Genomic DNA, 15,357 nt, shown 5'->3' with positions numbered 1-15,357 from the left:
TCAGCCCATCCACGCCTTGCGCAGCATGTTCAACGCAACGAGCAGAAGGAACACGCCAAACGCGCGTTTAAGCGGTCCCGGATCAAGCGAATGGGCCAGCCGCACCCCAAGCGGAGCGGTGATCAGGGTCATCGCAATGACGATCAGAAAGCCCGGCAGGTTGATCGCTCCGATGGTCAAGGGCGGGCGCGAAGCGGCCCCGACATCAAGGAACAGGAATCCGATGGCCGATGGCACGGCGATAAGAACGCCGAATCCCGCAGCGGTCGCCACGGCGCGGTGGATCGGGACATTGTGCAGGCTCATCAACGGGACACCGAAACTGCCGCCCCCGATACCCATCAGGACCGACAGGAAACCGACAAGCGGCGAATAGAGATACTGTTTGATCCCGCTAGGCATCTGCTGCGCGATCCGCCAGCTGTTGCGCCCGAAAGTCATGTAGCAGCCGATCACCAGCGCAAGACAACCGAATATGATCTGAAGACTGGTCGAGCGCAGCGCCGCTGCCGCCAGAACGCCAAAGATGGCGCCGAAAACGATGCCCGGCCCCCAACCTTTCAGGATCGACCATTCCACCGCCCCCTTGCGGTTGTGCCCGATTACCGAGCGCAGCGAGGTCACGATGATCGTCGCAAGCGATGTGGCAAGACAGACCTGCATCACCTGCGGTCCGTCATAGCCCAGCGCCTGAAATGTGAAAAAGAACGCCGGTACAAGAACGATGCCGCCCCCGACGCCCAAAAGACCGGCGAGTACACCAGCAAATCCGCCGATCACGATCAGAAAGGCCAGCAGTTCAAGGGTAAGGGTCAGATCGGGCACGAAGCATTCCTTTATTCATGCGACGGGCGGCTCGTCGCGCATTATCCGCCGCTACGGTTCGCGCCGCGCAAGAATATCGGCCACCAAGACGTAAGAGCCCGCCACGTGGCTGCGCATCAGGCTTCGGGTCGCTTCGGCATCCTGCGCAAGGATAGCCTCGGTTATCGCCTGATGTTCAACCCGCGACGTTGCAAGCCGGTTGGTATTTTCATGAAAGTTGGCCGCGCGCCACGCCATCGTTCTGAGGTTCAGATCTTCCAGCGTCGCAGCAAGTGCGGAATTTCGCGCGCCCGCCTTGATGGTATTGTGAAAATGCTTGTTGATTCCACTATAGGCTTCGGGATCGTCACAGGCCCGACCTTCCTCCAGTATCGCCATCAACGTTTTTCGCTCGACTTCCGTCAGACGATGCGCGGCCAGCGCGGCCAGCGCACTTTCGACCTCGCCCACCGCCTCGAAAAGCTCGGCAAGGTCCTCTGCCTTCATCTCGCGCACGAAAAACGCCCGGCGTGACCCGCGTTCAGCAAGATTCGATTGTTCGAGACGATGCAGCGCCTCGCGTACCGGCGTCCGCGAAACGCCAAACTGCTCTGCCAGCGCTTTTTCCGCCAGCGGCTCTCCGGGGATCATTTTTCCCGCCACAATGCCATCAACCAGCCTGTCAAAAATGTTTTCTGCTGTCCGATTAGTCATCCGTGGACCTGAGCTGCTAAAAGATGCACTTTCATCTTGCATATGTATACATATCCGCACAACCTGAATTCATCTCAACGGACAGGAAACACGAAAAAACAGAAAATTTCGCCGCCAAACTGCGCAGAAAGTGACGAAGCAGGATCAACCCGCTCACACAAAAGCACTGGCGCCGTTGAATAAAAATGGGAGGAGACCATGCCAACAGGGAAACCAGGACATGACAGAGACAGACCACAAGAAAATCCTCGCCGAACGGCTTTCGGCGCGATTCGGACGTAGGGCCATCCTCAAGGGGATGGGCGCGGGAATCGTCGCGGCCACCGCTGGCGGCAGTTTCCCCTCCATCGCCCGCGCCCAGCAAAGCGGCCACCTAAAGATCGCCTCGATCAAGGTGATCGACACGCTCGATCCGCATTTCACCGGCTTCCTGTCGGCGATCCAGATCATCAACAACATCCACAACGGCCTGCTCAAGATCGTCTATGACGGTGAAAACGTCACTTTCGAACCCGATCTGGCAGAAACATGGGATCTTGAAGACGACAAGACCCACGTGTTCAAACTTCGCGAAGGCGTCAGATTCCACGATGGCACCCCCTGCGATGCCGAGGCCGTCAAATTCTCGCTGCTCCGCGTCAAGGAAGGCGAGCCGAAATCGCCCCACGCATGGAAACTGGCACTGCTGGACGAGATCGAGATCGTCGATCCGCTGACGCTCAAACTGCATTTCTCGCAGCCCTACGCCTTCCTGCCTGTCGCACTGAACGGCTCCACGGGTCGCGCGGGCACCATCGTCTCCCCTGCCGCTGTCGAGAAATACGGCACCGATTACGGCCGCAACCCGGTCGGCACCGGCCCATTCAAGTTCGTTTCCTGGCGCGAGAATGACGCCATCGAACTCGAAGCGAACACCGAGTATTTCGAACCGGACATGCCCAAGCTCGAAAAAGTCACCTTTGTTCTGATGAACGAGGCCTCGACCGCGCTGGCAGCGCTGATGTCCGGCCAGATCGACGGCATGACCGACTGCCCGATGCAGCTTGTCGATCAGGTCGAAGCCTTCCCCAAGGCCAATCTCTATGGCGAGATCGAAGGCAACTACACCTTCCTCGGCATGAACTGCAAAAAGGGTCCCTTCACCGACATGAACCTGCGCAAGGCTGTTGCCTGGGCGCTGGACCGTGAAACGCTGGTGAAACAGGCTTATTTCGGGCGCGCCCAGCAGGCCTACACCCCGATCTCTCCGCCGATGACCGCATTCTTTGATCCCGATATCGCCACTTCGGGCCGTGGACAGTGGTTCGACCTTGAAAAAGCCAAGGAATTCCGCGCCAAGGCCGAGGAGCAGGGCGAAATCGAAGTCACCTACATGATGGCCGAGCGTGGCCCGGTCGGCACCCGCGTCGCCCAGACCATCGCGCCGATGCTGGCCGAGATCGGCATCAAAGTGAACCTCGAACTGATCGAGCCGGCCACATGGGTCAAACGCCGCAACGAAGGCGATTTCGACCTTTATGACTTCGAATGGGTGGCTGACCTCGATCCCGATGAAACCATCTACCCCGAATTCAAATCGGACGGGGCGTGGAACTTCTGTGGCTGGGAAAACGCCGAGTTCGACGAGCTCTGCAAACAGGCGCAGGTGATCCTCGACAGCGAAGAGCGCAAGGAACTGTACTACAAGGCCGAAGACCTGCTGATGGAAGAAGCACCCATCGGGATCATGGCCCATATGCCGATCTACAAGGTCTTCTCGGATAAGGTGCAGGGCTTCCAGTATATCCCCGCCGACCTCGTTAACCTGCACACGGTCAGCCTTGCCTGATGCTGGTCCAGGCTCTCGGCAAGATCGGGCAGACGCTCGTCGTTCTGTTCATCGTCTCGATCGCCACCTTTGGCTTGCTAAAGCTGGCGCCGGGCGATCCCGTGCAAATCATGCTCGGCTCGGAATACTCGCAAGAGGCCTACGAGTCGCTAACGGCCGAAATGGGCCTGGACCGTTCCTTTCTGGTGCAATACGCCGATTGGGCCATAAACTTCGTGCAGGGCGACTGGGGTACTTCCTTTGTCGCCCGCACAGACATCTTTACCTATGGCTTCAAAGAGGCCCTGCCCGTCACCCTGACGCTGGCCTTTTTCTCGCTCTCTTTCGCGATCCTGATCGGTGTTCCTTTGGGCGTCTTGTCAGCGGTCAAGAAAGACACCGCATTCGACGCGGGCTCGGCCGTGTTTGCGTTGACCGGCACCGCCTTCCCCTCCTTCCTGCTGGGCATCCTGCTGATCTGGTTCTTTGGCGTGCGCCTCGGCTGGTTCCCGGTTATGGGCTATGTCTCCCCGTGGGAGGAATTCTGGACCGGCATCTATCACATGATCCTGCCCGGCCTGACGCTATCGACCTATTTCATCGCCATGATCACCCGCCTCACCCGCGCTTCACTGATCGAAGTGCTCGAGGAACCCTATATCGCTGCTGCACGCGCGCGCGGCGAGCCAAGCTGGCGGGTCATCTGGGTACATGGCGTGCGTAACATCGCCATGCCGCTCGTCACCATCCTTGGGTTGCAGCTCGGCACACTCCTGCAGGGTACTGTTCTGACTGAAACCGTGTTCAACCTGCCCGGCATCGGCCAGATGCTGACCTCGGCGGTGTTGGGCCGCGAATACGGCGTTGTGCAGGCAGGGGTCATAATGACCGCGCTGCTCTTCATCGGGGTCAACCTGCTGGTGGATCTTTCCTACCCGATCCTCGATCCAAGACTGAGAGACCGCAAATGACCGCGCAGGCCTCGCCACTGGCAACCAAGGCTCCCGCCCCGGCAACAAATCCCCCCGCAGGCCCGCCAAAATCGAAACGGCGCGGCCGCCGGTCGATCTTTGTGCGCCGCCCGTTCTTCACGGTCTCGCTTATCGTCGCCCTCGCCTACCTGTTGGCGGCGATATTCGCGCCCTATGTCGCGCCCTACGACCCGGTGCTGCAATCCTATGACGCAATGATGCAGCCGCCCACCGCCGCGCATCCGATGGGCACCGACAGCTACGGTCAGGATATTCTTTCGCGCACCATCTTTGGCGCACGTTTCGCCCTGATCATCGGGTTTTTCTCCGTCATCATCGGCGCGGTTGGCGGTCTGGTGATCGGCCTCGCCGCAGGTCTTTCCGGCGGCTGGGTGGAATGGGGCCTGATGCGGCTGATCGACTCGATCCTCGCCCTGCCCTCGCTGATCCTTGCCGTCGCCTTCATCGCAATCCTCGGCCAGGGGGTCGACAAGGTGGTCATCGCCGTGGGCCTGTCGATGATCGGCCCCTTCTCGCGTACCGTCCGCGCCGACGTGATGCGCGTTCGCGTGCAGGGCTTTGTCGAGGCCGCGCGCCTGATGTCAATCCCCTCGCTTCAGGTCGTCTGGCGTCACGTCCTGCCCAACGTGATCTTTCCGCTCGCCGTTCAGGTCACCATCCGCATATCCGAGGCGATCCTTGTGTCCTCTTCGCTGTCCTTCCTTGGCATCGGTGTCACGCCCCCAACCCCCGACTGGGGCCTGATGATCGCCGAAGGTCGCGATTTCGTCTCCTTCGCCCCGTGGATGTCGGCCATGCCCGGCTTTGCCCTCGCACTGCTGCTGATTGCCTTGTCCATTGTCGGCGACGGCATCCGTGAAGAGTTCGACCCCAAAGGCCGGAGAGGCGCATGACCCACACCAATCTCCTGACGGTCAGCGATCTGACCGTGCATCGCGGCGCGGCCAAGATCCTCGACCGCGTGAACCTCTCCATCGCCAAGGGCGAAACCCTCGCGCTTGTCGGCGAAAGCGGCGCGGGCAAATCCACCATCGCCACCGCCCTGATGCAGCTTCTCGACGGAGCCGAGGTCGAAGGCCGGGCCGAACTGCAAGAAGCGGGCGATCTGCTTTCCCTCCCCGCGCGACAGATGGTGAAACTGCGCGGCCGCCGCCTTTCGATGATCTTTCAGGACGCGGGCGCGGCGCTGAACCCGGCCTATACGGTGGGCCGCCAGCTGACCACGACGCTGCGGCGCAATCTGGGACTCACGCGCAGCGCCGCCCACGCCAAGGCAATCGAACTTTTCACCTCCGTCGGAATAAATGATGCCGAAGCCCGTCTCTCCGCCTTTCCGCATCAGCTCTCGGGCGGAATGCAGCAGCGCGTGATGGTCGCCATCGCGCTGGCCTGCAACCCGGACCTCTTGCTCGCGGATGAACCGACCTCCGCGCTCGACGTCACCATTCAGGCCCAGATCATCCGGCTGATCCTGTCGCTGACCCGCGAACGCGGCGCAAGCTGCATCTTCGTGCTGCATGACCTTGCGCTTGCCAGCCAGTCCTGCGACCGGATCGTCGTGCTCTATGCCGGGCAGGTCGTGGAATCCGGACCGGCGCGCGATGTTCTGACCCATCACCGCCACCCCTATACCCGCCAGCTAGAAAGCTGCGTGGTTGAAATCGGCCGCCACGATCTGGTCGCGCCCGAAGGCGCCGTGCCGCCGCATGACCAGATGCCAAAAGGCTGCCGCTTCGCCACCCGCTGCCCCCGCGCGCTTGACCGCTGCGCGGTCGAGGCCCCGCCGCTGACCCCGGCAAACCCCGCCAGAACCGGCGCGCTGGATCACGTATTTGCCTGCTGGAACCCGGAATGAACGCACTCCCCGAACCCAAGGCGCAAACCGCGCCGACCCCCGGCGCCGCCGTTTTCGAGCTGATCGAAGTCGAAAAGACATTCCAGATCCGCCCGCCCGGTCGCCGCTTCACCCGCGAAACCGTCGGCCTAAAGGCACTGGACGGTGTGCGTCTGCGCGTCGACAAGGGCACCTCCCTCGCACTGGTCGGCGAAAGTGGGTCAGGAAAATCGACTCTGCTCCGCGTGCTGCTCGGCCTCGACGCCCCGACAGGCGGGCGCGCGCTTTACCACGGCCGGCCCATCCGCGAGGCCCGCGCCATTGGCCGCGATTTCGCCCGCGATGTGGCGATGGTCTACCAGGATGCGCGCGGTTCGCTTGATCCGCGCATGACCATCGAAGCGCTGATCGCCGAACCCCTGAGGCATTTCAACATTGTCCCGAAGGACCAAATCAAATCCCGCGTCGCCGAATTGCTGAACCGCGTCGGCCTGCCCACGGATGCCGCCAGACGCTACCCCGCCGGCCTCTCCGGCGGTCAGGTCCGCCGCGTCGCAATCGCCCGCGCGCTCGCTTCCGAACCCTCCGTTCTCGTCGCGGACGAAGCCGTCTCGGGCCTCGACGTCTCCACGCAGGCGCAACTGCTAACGCTGCTGCGCAGGTTGCAAAAGGACATGGGCCTGACCCTCGTCTTCATCACCCATGACCTCGGCGTCGCCAGCTACCTCTGCGAGGAAATCGCCATCATGTACTTGGGCCGCATCGTTGAAACCGGCCCCACCGACGCGGTGCTGAACGCCCCGGCCCACCCCTATGCCGCCGCCCTGCGCGCGGCCGCACCAAGGTTTTTCGAACCCATGCCCGACCCGCTTCCGGGCGAAATCCCCAGTCCGCTCGACCTGCCAAAGGGATGCCGGTTCTCAACCCGCTGCCCCGCCGCGCAGCCCGACTGCCAGACCCGCGACCCGCAGCTTGGCCGTTTCGGCCCGGCCCGCGCGGTCGCTTGCTTTCATCCTCTGGCGAGTCCAGAGACCTGACACCAACGCCCGCCGACGGCCAAATTCACGACAGGACCACTCGAATGTTCGACTTTTTCTCCGCCCGCCGCCCCAGCACGCTGGCTTCGCAGGCGATGATCGCCACCTCCCACCCGCTCTCCACCGCTGCCGGGCTCGACATCCTCTCGACCGGCGGCAACGCGGTCGACGCCGCCATCGCCGCCGTGGCGGTGCAATGCGTGGTCGATCCGCTGATGACCGGAATCGGCGGCGATTGTTTCGCGCTCTACGCACCCAAGGATGGCCCGGTCAAAGCGTTGAACGGCTCGGGCCGCGCCCCCGCCGCCGCCACGGTAGAGGCACTGAAAGCCGCCGGTCTTACCGATGAGATCCCCCAGACCAGCCCCCACGCGGTCACCATTCCCGGCGCGATTTCCGCCTGGTGCCTGCTCCACAAGGATCACGGCTCCCTGCCGCTCGACCGTCTCTTTGCCCGCGCGATCCATTATGCGGAAAACGGCTATGTCGTAACGCCCCGCGTGGCACAGGACTGGGCCGCGAACGCCGCCACCGTCGGCAAGGATACCCACGCCGCCGCCCTCTTCCTGCCCAAAGGCACCGCTCCTATGGCCGGCGAACACCATGCCCAGCCCCTCCTCGCCGACCGGCTACGCGAGATTGCCACCAAGGGTGCCGCCGGTTTCTACGAGGGCGAAACCGCCGCCAAAATGGCCGCGCACCTGCAATCCCTCGGCGGGCTGCACACCGAAGAGGATTTCAACAAGGGCATCGACCAGGCCCATTGGGTCGATCCGATCTCAACCCCCTACGGCGGCTATGATGTTGTCGAATGCCCCCCCAACGGGCAGGGCCTCGCTGCGCTGGTCATCCTGCGCATCCTGTCGAAATTCGACATGGGCGCGGATATGTCCGAAGCGGACCGCATCCACCTCCACGCCGAGGCCACCAAGCTCGGCTATTTCCACCGCGACGCGCTGATCGCCGACCCCGAGTCCTGTCCCGGCGTCACCGAAACCCTGCTCTCGGACGCGGTCATCGACAAGCTCGCGGCCCGCATCGACATGACCCGTGCACAGGAACCCGTTCTCTGGGGCGAACCCGAACACAAGGATACGATCTATCTCTGTGTTGTCGACAAAGAGGGCAATGCGCTCTCCTTCATAAACTCGATCTTCCACGGGTTCGGCTCCACCCGGCTCGACCCTGCCACCGGGGTCCTCTTCCACTCGCGCGGCGCTTCTTTCCGGCTGATCGAAGACCACCCAAACGCCATCGCCCCCTATAAACGCCCGATGCACACGATCATCCCTGGCATGCTCTGCAAGGACGGCAAACCGGTAATGCCCTTTGGCGTGATGGGTGGCCAGTACCAGGCAGCGGGCCATGCCGCCTTCCTCTCTGCCCTGCTCGATCTGGACATGGATCTGCAGGAGGCAATGGACGCCCCGCGCAGCTTCGCCCATGACGGCGAACTCCAGATCGAGCCCGGCGTCTCCCCCGAAGCGCGTGCCGATCTGGAATCCCGCGGTCACAAGCTGAAAGTGATGGACAGCCCGATCGGCGGCAGCCAGGCGATCCGTATCGACAGGGAAACCGGCACCCTCTCAGGAGGCAGCGACAGCCGCAAGGACGGCATGGCGCTCGGCTTCTGAACTCCCCGAACAGGCGCCGCCGCCACTCACGGAATACACCGGCGCCTCGGCGTTTCGTGGATATCGCATTTCGTTCCCGCGAAACGCCGCCTTTCCCTGAGGGCACCGATCCGCTTCTTTGGGTCAAAAATATCCTGGGGAGTCGCCCGAAGGGCGGCGGGGCAAAGCCCCAACCCGGCCCGTCGCCTTCCACAACAAAACTTGATCCCGCAACCGATCCCCGCTTGCACCATCGAAGACAAGCCGCAATGCTGCGCCCAGGTAAGAGGGCATGGTAGTGGCAGACATGAAACTTCAGGATCTCGACATCATCGTGACAAGCCCCCCCGCACCGGGATGGGGCGGACGCTACTGGATCCTCGTCAAGCTCTCGACCGATACCGGCATCACCGGCTGGGGCGAATGCTACGCCTCGAGCGTCGGCCCTGTCGCCATGCAGGCGGTCGTTCGGGATGTCTTCGCCCGGCACATGCAGGGCGAAAACCCCGAGAATATCGAACTGATGTTCCGTCGCGCCTATTCCAGCGGCTTCACCCAGCGCCCCGACCTGACCGTCATGGGCGCTTTCTCCGGGCTGGAAATCGCCTGCTGGGACATTCTCGGCAAGGACCGCGACCGCCCGGTGCATGCGCTGCTTGGCGGGCGCATGAATGATAGCATCCGCACCTACACCTATCTCTACCCGCAGCCTGGCCATGACATCTCCGCCTTCTGGAACTCCCCGGACATGGCCGCCGAAAGCGCGACCGAGATGCTCCGGCACGGCTACACGGCAGTAAAATTCGACCCCGCCGGCCCCTATACGATACGCGGCGGCCATATGCCCGCGATGAGCGACATCACCCGCTCGGTCGCGTTCTGCAAGGCGATCCGCGAAGCCGTCGGCGACCGGGCCGACCTGCTCTTTGGCACGCACGGGCAATTCACCACCGCCGGGGCGATCCGCCTTGGCAAGGCGCTCGAACCCTACCATCCGCTCTGGTACGAAGAACCCGTGCCGCCCGATGACGCCCCCGGCATGGCCCGTGTCGCGGCCTCCGTGAACATCCCGGTAGCCACCGGTGAACGCCTCACCACCAAAGCCGAATTCGCGGCCCTCCTCCAGTCCGGCGCCGCCTCGATCCTTCAACCGGCGCTCGGTCGCGCAGGGGGTATATGGGAGATGAAAAAAGTCGCCGCCCTGGCCGAAGCCTATAACGCACAGATGGCCCCGCATCTCTATGCCGGTCCCGTCGAATGGGCCGCCAACCTGCACCTCGCCACCTCGATCCCCAACCTGCTGCTGGCGGAGACCATCGAGACCCCGTTCCACAACGACCTGATCCGAGGGTCGATCAAGGTCGAAAACGGCTATGTCACCCTCTCCGACGCCCCCGGTCTCGGGATCGACGTGGACGAAGACCTCGCCCGCGCCCATCCCTACACCGGCACCGGGCTGCATCTCGAAATGCAGGAAGCCCCCTGCGACTACGTGAACGGCAACGCTTTCCAGGGCGGCGCCCCGTCACCGGATCAAACCCCGTGACCGGCCCCGCACCCTTAGAAACTGCCGATCCCGGCGAAGCGTCCTTCGACGACAGCCAGGTCGGCGAGGCCGCCGCCTATCTCAAGACCCTCTCCCACCAGGGCCGACTGCTGATCCTCTGCCACCTTTGCAAGGGAGAGCTTTCCGTCAGCGAACTGGAATCCCTCCTCGACATCCGGCAGGCGGCGGTCAGCCAGATGCTGGCCCGCCTGCGCGACGAAAACCTCGTCACCACGCGGCGCAACGGCAAAACCGTCTATTACGCCCTCGCCGACCACCGCACCGAACAGGTGATCGGCCTACTCCATTCCCTTTTCTGCGAGTCCTGATGCGTCCCGAAACAACCTTTACCGGCCCCGAACTCTGCACCCGTCCCGCCCGCGACATCGTCGCCGAGCTACGCAAGGGTCATCTCGACCCTGCAGATCTCGTCACCGCCTCCGCCACGCGGATCGAACAGGTCGAACCGACGGTCAATGCAACCGTCACAACCTGTTTCACCCGCGCCCGCGACACCCTCGCCGACCTGCCCGATCACGCGGCGGCAAACGCCCGGCTGGCAGGCTGGCTCGCAGGGCTCCCCATCGGCATAAAGGATCTCTCCAATGTCAGCGGCGTGCGCAGCACTTTCGCCACGCTCGGACTGAAAGACCACATCCCCGCCACAAGCGACCCGATGGTCGAACGGCTCGAATCCCGCGGCGGCATCGTCATGGGCAAGACCAATACGCCAGAATTCGGCGCCGGCGGCAATTCCACCAATCTCGTCTTCGGCTCTACCCGCAACCCTTGGGACACGCGGCTGAACGCGGGCGGCTCCTCGGGCGGCGCGGCGGTCTCGCTCGCCACCGGCGAGGTCTGGCTGTCACAAGGCTCGGACCTCATGGGCTCCCTGCGTACCCCCGCCGCCCATTGCGGCATCGTGGGCCTGCGCCCCTCGCCCGGATGCGCCGGCGGCGGTCCCTCCAACACAATCTACAATGGCGAGGCGCTCTCCGGGCCGATGGCGCGCGACATCCGCGATACCGCGCTGTTCCTCGATGCGATGACCGGATGGGACCCCCGCATGCCGCTTTCGCGCAGGCAACCGGAAACCTCGTACCAAAGCGCCGTCGAACAGGCCCCGCGCCCGCCTCGCATCGCCTTCAGCGAAGACCAGAACGGCTTTTCCCCGGTCGACCAGGACATCCGCGCCGCCCTACGCACCGCCATGCAAACCGCCGCCCGCGCCGGAGCCGATGTCACGGAAACCTGCCCCGGCCTGCCCTATCTGAACGAAACCTTCCTGACCCTGCGCGGCATGCACTACGCCTCGACTACCGCACGCCAGCCCGAAAATATCCGCAAACATTACGACAAAACCCTTAGCGCCAATATTGCCTATGGCCTCGCCATGACGACCGAAGACATCTTTGCCGCGCCAAGCCGCCGCTCGCAACTTTATGAGATCATGCGGCTCTTCCTGCAGGATCACGATGTGCTGGCGCTGCCCACCGTCGGCACCTCCCCCGGCCCGGTCGAGGAAATGTACCCCACCGTCGTCGACGGTCAGGAACTGCCCACCTACGAACACTGGCTGCGGTTTTCCTTCCTCTCCGTCGTCACCCTGCTCCCGGCGCTGGCCATGCCCATTGACTTCACCGAGACAGGTCTGCCCATCAGCCTGCAACTCATCGGCCCGCCCCGCGGCGAGGCGACCCTGCTTCAGGCGGCCTTCTTCATCGAACAGGCCCTGAACCTGCCCGCAACCCCGATCGACCCGATCCGCAGGCACTGAACGGCCCCGCCGCACAGGAAGACTGCAAATCCGGCCCGCCCCTTCTTTGGGTTAAAAATATCCTGGGGAGCCGGCCGGCACGGGCGGCGGGGCAAAGCCCCTGCACCCGCCGCAACCGGGCTCAGGTGCCTACGTAGCCCGCCACCACCTGCAACAGCTTGAACGCCGTCGCCGCGTCATGCTCGACCACGGCGAGGAATTCCTTGGCACCGATCCGCAAACAGCGAAGTTCGCTCTCCGCCACCATGGACAGGGCCCGTGGCTCGTTGCGGATCAGTCCCAGCTCACCCACCAGCTTGCCCGGCCCGGCGGTGACGATCAGCTCATCCGGCCCCTCTTCCTTCGGCAGGTACATACCCGCCTCACCCTCGAGGATCAGATAGGCACCGTCCGTCGGCGCGTCGTTCTTCAGGAACACCGTCTCGCCTGCCGGGGCTTCGAACCAGCGCGCACCAAAGGCCAGAAGCCGCAGCTGCTTGCGGTTCAGAGTCGAAAACAGCTCGGTCTGTTCCAGCGCCCGCAGCTTGCGGCCAAGATCCGCGCTCGCCGCGCTATCCGCTTCCTCTCCGATCTGCATATCCTCGCTCACGATCCGTCCCTGCACCAGCTCGAATGCCACGTCATGCGCCGGGACATCCTCCAGCCGTTCCGACAGGTAGATCAGCGTCGTATCCGGCATGTGCCGCCGCAGGTTATCATGAACCGATGCGCGTGTCTCGGCGCTGTAACTGGCCAGCACCTGGTTCAGTATCAGTACATCGGGCCGTTTGATCGTCGCCCGGCTCAGTGCCAGCGGTTCGGCAAAAATCGAAGGAAGATTGCTGCCGGAAATCGACACCGGCAGATCATAGATCAACTGCACCACGCCTTCCTGCGCCCCGCTCTCCACCAGCACGGCGGCCACCAGCTTGCGCAGATCGTCCCCCCGGCTCCCGGCATCCTGCGAGATCTTCCCGAAAAGGGCGTTTTCCATCACGGTCAGACCGGGAGCAAAGCGCGTCTCATCCAGCGGGTCAAACAGATCGCCCATGCTCTCCAAGAGCTGCGCGCTGTGGCTCTTGCGCAGGGCCAGCACCTGCTCCCGGATCTCTTCGGGAAAGGCGACGCCGATCTTCTCGGCCGAAATCCGCATCGGCACGGTCAGCAGGCTTGCCAGCTCGTCCTGGCTCAGCGCGCTGGTGCCCTGTTTGCGAGACTTCTCGACCAGCTCCACCGCTGTCTCATAGGTGGCCGCTTCCAGCCCGAGGTTCCGGAACAGTGGATGATCCGTTCCGTCCATGCCAAAGATCTGGCGCAGCACATCGATGACTTCCTGCGTCACTTCGATCAGTGGCCTGTCCAGATGCAGACTACGCAACTGGCCAAGGAACTCCGTCTGCGCAGCCACTTCCTCGGCGGTGATTGACCGTCGCGGCACCGCGAACAGGAGGTTGTCCGCCACCGGCAGCGCGGGGTTGTAGAGTTCGGGATCAAAGGCATGCACGTGACGGGCAAGCCCCGCCTCTTTCACCGCGAACCTGATGCGCCCGCGCAGTTCCACGATCCGCTCTGCAAGGTCCGGATGCCGCTCTGCGTCGAAACTCTGGTCCAGACCGCGCCGGAACAATGCATTCCCCGGCCCCATCCCTTCGATCAGCCGCAACCACCAGTCGCGCAGCTCCTCCTGCGTCTCGAAACCGGCAACCGACGGATCGATCCAGTTCACATCCAGCGCATCCGGGCTGTTCCCGGCGCGCAGCGCCTCTGCGATCAGGGCCGCGTTCTCGCTCTCCCCCTTCGGGCTCTGACGGATCGGCATGGTCACGTTATCGCCGAACGTCCCCTTGAAGAGCACCGGCCGCGACGACGCACTGCCGATCCGCGCGGCGATCACCCCATGGTGCAGCCCCTTCAGATCACGCCCGCCGATGGTGACGGCGCCCGAACTCGGCAGAACCTCCCGGCTCAGCAGCTCGGTAAAGGCCTTTCGGTCTTCGGTACTCGGCGCCGCGATGGCAATGACCTTCCCGCCCGGCAGGGTGACGTTCAGATCCTCAAGCACCGCGTTACCGTCCGCATCGCGCATCGTCACGTGATCCAGAACGATATCGCCGGTCAGCGCAGGGATTTCCTCAGGACGGCCGGTAAACAGCTTTTCGTCCATCATGCCCGACGGCGCAAAGCGCTCGATGATGATCTCCCAGCGCACGGACATATCCTGCGTCTGGTTGTAATAGGTCAGCAATTCCTTCCACGGCGAAGACAGATCCTTGTATGCCGCCAACGCCGCCACCAGTGCGCCCAGCGAAACCGAGCCCTGCAACACCAGATAGCCGCCGATGGAAAAGAAGAAAAACGGCGTCAGCTGCGAGATGAAGTTGTTGATGAACTTCATGAAGAATTTCTTCTGGTAGATCTCGAAGCGGATGTCGAACATCCGGCCCAGCTGGGCGGTGATCACCGCCATGCGGTAACGCCAGCCGCCATTGGCGCGCAGCGCGCTCGCACCGACGGCGCTTTCGCCGATATCCGCCGCCAGCACGCGCACCTGCTTGATGCGTTCCTTGTTCAGCTTGTTGATCTGGCGTTGCAGCTTGGGGATAAGCCACGCCTGCAAGGGGATCAGCGCACAGGCCGCCAGCCCGAACCAGAAACTCTGGACGAACAGAAATCCGAGGATCGTGATCATCTGCCCCGCCTGCAGCACAGGCTGGCTGATCGCATCCCCCATCAGGCCGCCCATCGGTTCGCTCTCGGCGGTGATCATCGACGTCAGCTCGCCCTGACTCACCCGCTCGAAATAGGGCTGCGGGAAAAGCATCAGTCGCCCGATCAGCGTATACCGGAACCGGCGCAGCATCCGCTCGGCGAGAATGCCTTTCATCGTGTTGACGCGCATCTTGACCAACCCATGCGCCAGCACCGCCAACAGAAAGCCGGCGCATAGCAGGGCAAGGAACTGCACCTGCGAGAAACTGTAGCCCCAAAACTCGATCTCGCTCGACTGCGACCCGATCGCATCGTTGATGATCCGTTTGGGCAGTTCCAGCGTCAGGTACAACAGCGGAAACAAAAGCGATGTCACGACCAGCAGCACAAGCTGATCGCGCTTGGAATACTTCCAGATATAGCGAAAGAGAGTCGGTTCTATGGCCATGTTCCCGGTACTGGCTTTGCATTCAGATGCCGCAGGATGCGTTCCGGCATGATTACCACCACGGCGTCGAGTAGCAAGGCGGCAGGCACGCTCCAAA

Annotated in this window: 12 protein-coding genes; 9 read left to right on the top strand and 3 right to left on the bottom strand. The window is 63.1% G+C overall.

The window, feature by feature from the left end; translation table 11 throughout:
- Entirely contained in the window at positions 1-825 is an 825-nt protein-coding gene (locus tag MF268_RS19550) for a sulfite exporter TauE/SafE family protein (protein WP_238372535.1), read from the bottom strand.
- A gap of 51 nt (positions 826-876) precedes the next feature.
- Positions 877-1,518, bottom strand: coding sequence for a GntR family transcriptional regulator (locus MF268_RS19545; RefSeq protein WP_238372534.1), 642 nt, complete (start codon positions 1,516-1,518; stop codon positions 877-879).
- 220 nt (positions 1,519-1,738) lie between these two features.
- On the opposite strand from MF268_RS19545, the gene MF268_RS19540 reads away from it, so the two are divergent.
- The 9 genes from MF268_RS19540 (at position 1,739) to MF268_RS19500 (ending at position 12,124) form a co-directional block, all read left to right on the top strand.
- Positions 1,739-3,346: an ABC transporter substrate-binding protein gene (locus MF268_RS19540; protein WP_238372533.1), complete on the top strand. Its 1,608-nt coding sequence runs from the start codon at positions 1,739-1,741 to the stop codon at positions 3,344-3,346.
- Positions 3,346-4,296: an ABC transporter permease gene (locus tag MF268_RS19535; protein ID WP_238372532.1), complete on the top strand. Its 951-nt coding sequence runs from the start codon at positions 3,346-3,348 to the stop codon at positions 4,294-4,296. The genes MF268_RS19540 and MF268_RS19535 overlap by 1 nt, the downstream gene beginning before the upstream one ends.
- Positions 4,293-5,210, top strand: a complete 918-nt coding sequence (locus MF268_RS19530) for an ABC transporter permease (RefSeq protein ID WP_238372531.1) — start codon at positions 4,293-4,295, stop codon at positions 5,208-5,210. The genes MF268_RS19535 and MF268_RS19530 overlap by 4 nt, the downstream gene beginning before the upstream one ends.
- Positions 5,207-6,172: an ABC transporter ATP-binding protein gene (locus MF268_RS19525; protein WP_238372530.1), complete on the top strand. Its 966-nt coding sequence runs from the start codon at positions 5,207-5,209 to the stop codon at positions 6,170-6,172. The genes MF268_RS19530 and MF268_RS19525 overlap by 4 nt, the downstream gene beginning before the upstream one ends.
- Positions 6,169-7,188 (top strand): oligopeptide/dipeptide ABC transporter ATP-binding protein, encoded by a 1,020-nt coding sequence (locus MF268_RS19520; protein ID WP_238372529.1) that lies wholly within the window; start codon positions 6,169-6,171, stop codon positions 7,186-7,188. Before MF268_RS19525 ends, MF268_RS19520 begins: the two co-directional genes overlap by 4 nt.
- A 44-nt stretch (positions 7,189-7,232) precedes the next feature.
- Complete coding sequence (gene ggt / locus MF268_RS19515; protein ID WP_238372528.1) at positions 7,233-8,822, top strand: gamma-glutamyltransferase; 1,590 nt, start codon at positions 7,233-7,235, stop codon at positions 8,820-8,822.
- A 286-nt stretch (positions 8,823-9,108) separates the two neighbouring features.
- The gene (locus MF268_RS19510; protein ID WP_238372563.1) at positions 9,109-10,347 is read left to right on the top strand and encodes a mandelate racemase/muconate lactonizing enzyme family protein; all 1,239 of its coding nucleotides are present in this window, start codon (positions 9,109-9,111) and stop codon (positions 10,345-10,347) included.
- Positions 10,344-10,676, top strand: coding sequence for an ArsR/SmtB family transcription factor (locus tag MF268_RS19505; RefSeq protein WP_238372527.1), 333 nt, complete (start codon positions 10,344-10,346; stop codon positions 10,674-10,676). The genes MF268_RS19510 and MF268_RS19505 overlap by 4 nt, the downstream gene beginning before the upstream one ends.
- Positions 10,676-12,124: an amidase gene (locus MF268_RS19500; RefSeq protein WP_238372526.1), complete on the top strand. Its 1,449-nt coding sequence runs from the start codon at positions 10,676-10,678 to the stop codon at positions 12,122-12,124. Before MF268_RS19505 ends, MF268_RS19500 begins: the two co-directional genes overlap by 1 nt.
- A 121-nt stretch (positions 12,125-12,245) precedes the next feature.
- Here MF268_RS19500 and MF268_RS19495 read toward each other — a convergent pair whose 3' ends face one another.
- On the bottom strand, positions 12,246-15,260 hold the full coding sequence (locus tag MF268_RS19495) for a cyclic nucleotide-binding domain-containing protein (protein ID WP_238372525.1): 3,015 nt from the start codon (positions 15,258-15,260) through the stop codon (positions 12,246-12,248).
- Between the last annotated feature and the right edge of the window lie 97 nt (positions 15,261-15,357).

Origin of the sequence: Heliomarina baculiformis, assembly GCF_019966545.1 — a bacterium.
GTDB lineage: Bacteria > Pseudomonadota > Alphaproteobacteria > Rhodobacterales > Rhodobacteraceae > Heliomarina > Heliomarina baculiformis.
Note: the sequence above shows the minus strand (reverse complement) of the source record. Positions and strands in the feature narration are given on the sequence as shown.

What these genes read in the sequence shown, in the direction of transcription:
- MF268_RS19545 (WP_238372534.1), bottom strand. Translation starts at nt 1,518, where the DNA reads ATGACTAATCGGACAGCAGAAAACATTTTTGACAGGCTGGTTGATGGC.
- MF268_RS19540 (WP_238372533.1), top strand. Translation starts at nt 1,739, where the DNA reads ATGACAGAGACAGACCACAAGAAAATCCTCGCCGAACGGCTTTCGGCG.
- MF268_RS19535 (WP_238372532.1), top strand. Translation starts at nt 3,346, where the DNA reads ATGCTGGTCCAGGCTCTCGGCAAGATCGGGCAGACGCTCGTCGTTCTG.
- MF268_RS19530 (WP_238372531.1), top strand. Translation starts at nt 4,293, where the DNA reads ATGACCGCGCAGGCCTCGCCACTGGCAACCAAGGCTCCCGCCCCGGCA.
- MF268_RS19525 (WP_238372530.1), top strand. Translation starts at nt 5,207, where the DNA reads ATGACCCACACCAATCTCCTGACGGTCAGCGATCTGACCGTGCATCGC.
- MF268_RS19520 (WP_238372529.1), top strand. Translation starts at nt 6,169, where the DNA reads ATGAACGCACTCCCCGAACCCAAGGCGCAAACCGCGCCGACCCCCGGC.
- ggt (WP_238372528.1), top strand. Translation starts at nt 7,233, where the DNA reads ATGTTCGACTTTTTCTCCGCCCGCCGCCCCAGCACGCTGGCTTCGCAG.
- MF268_RS19510 (WP_238372563.1), top strand. Translation starts at nt 9,109, where the DNA reads ATGAAACTTCAGGATCTCGACATCATCGTGACAAGCCCCCCCGCACCG.
- MF268_RS19500 (WP_238372526.1), top strand. Translation starts at nt 10,676, where the DNA reads ATGCGTCCCGAAACAACCTTTACCGGCCCCGAACTCTGCACCCGTCCC.
- MF268_RS19495 (WP_238372525.1), bottom strand. Translation starts at nt 15,260, where the DNA reads ATGGCCATAGAACCGACTCTCTTTCGCTATATCTGGAAGTATTCCAAG.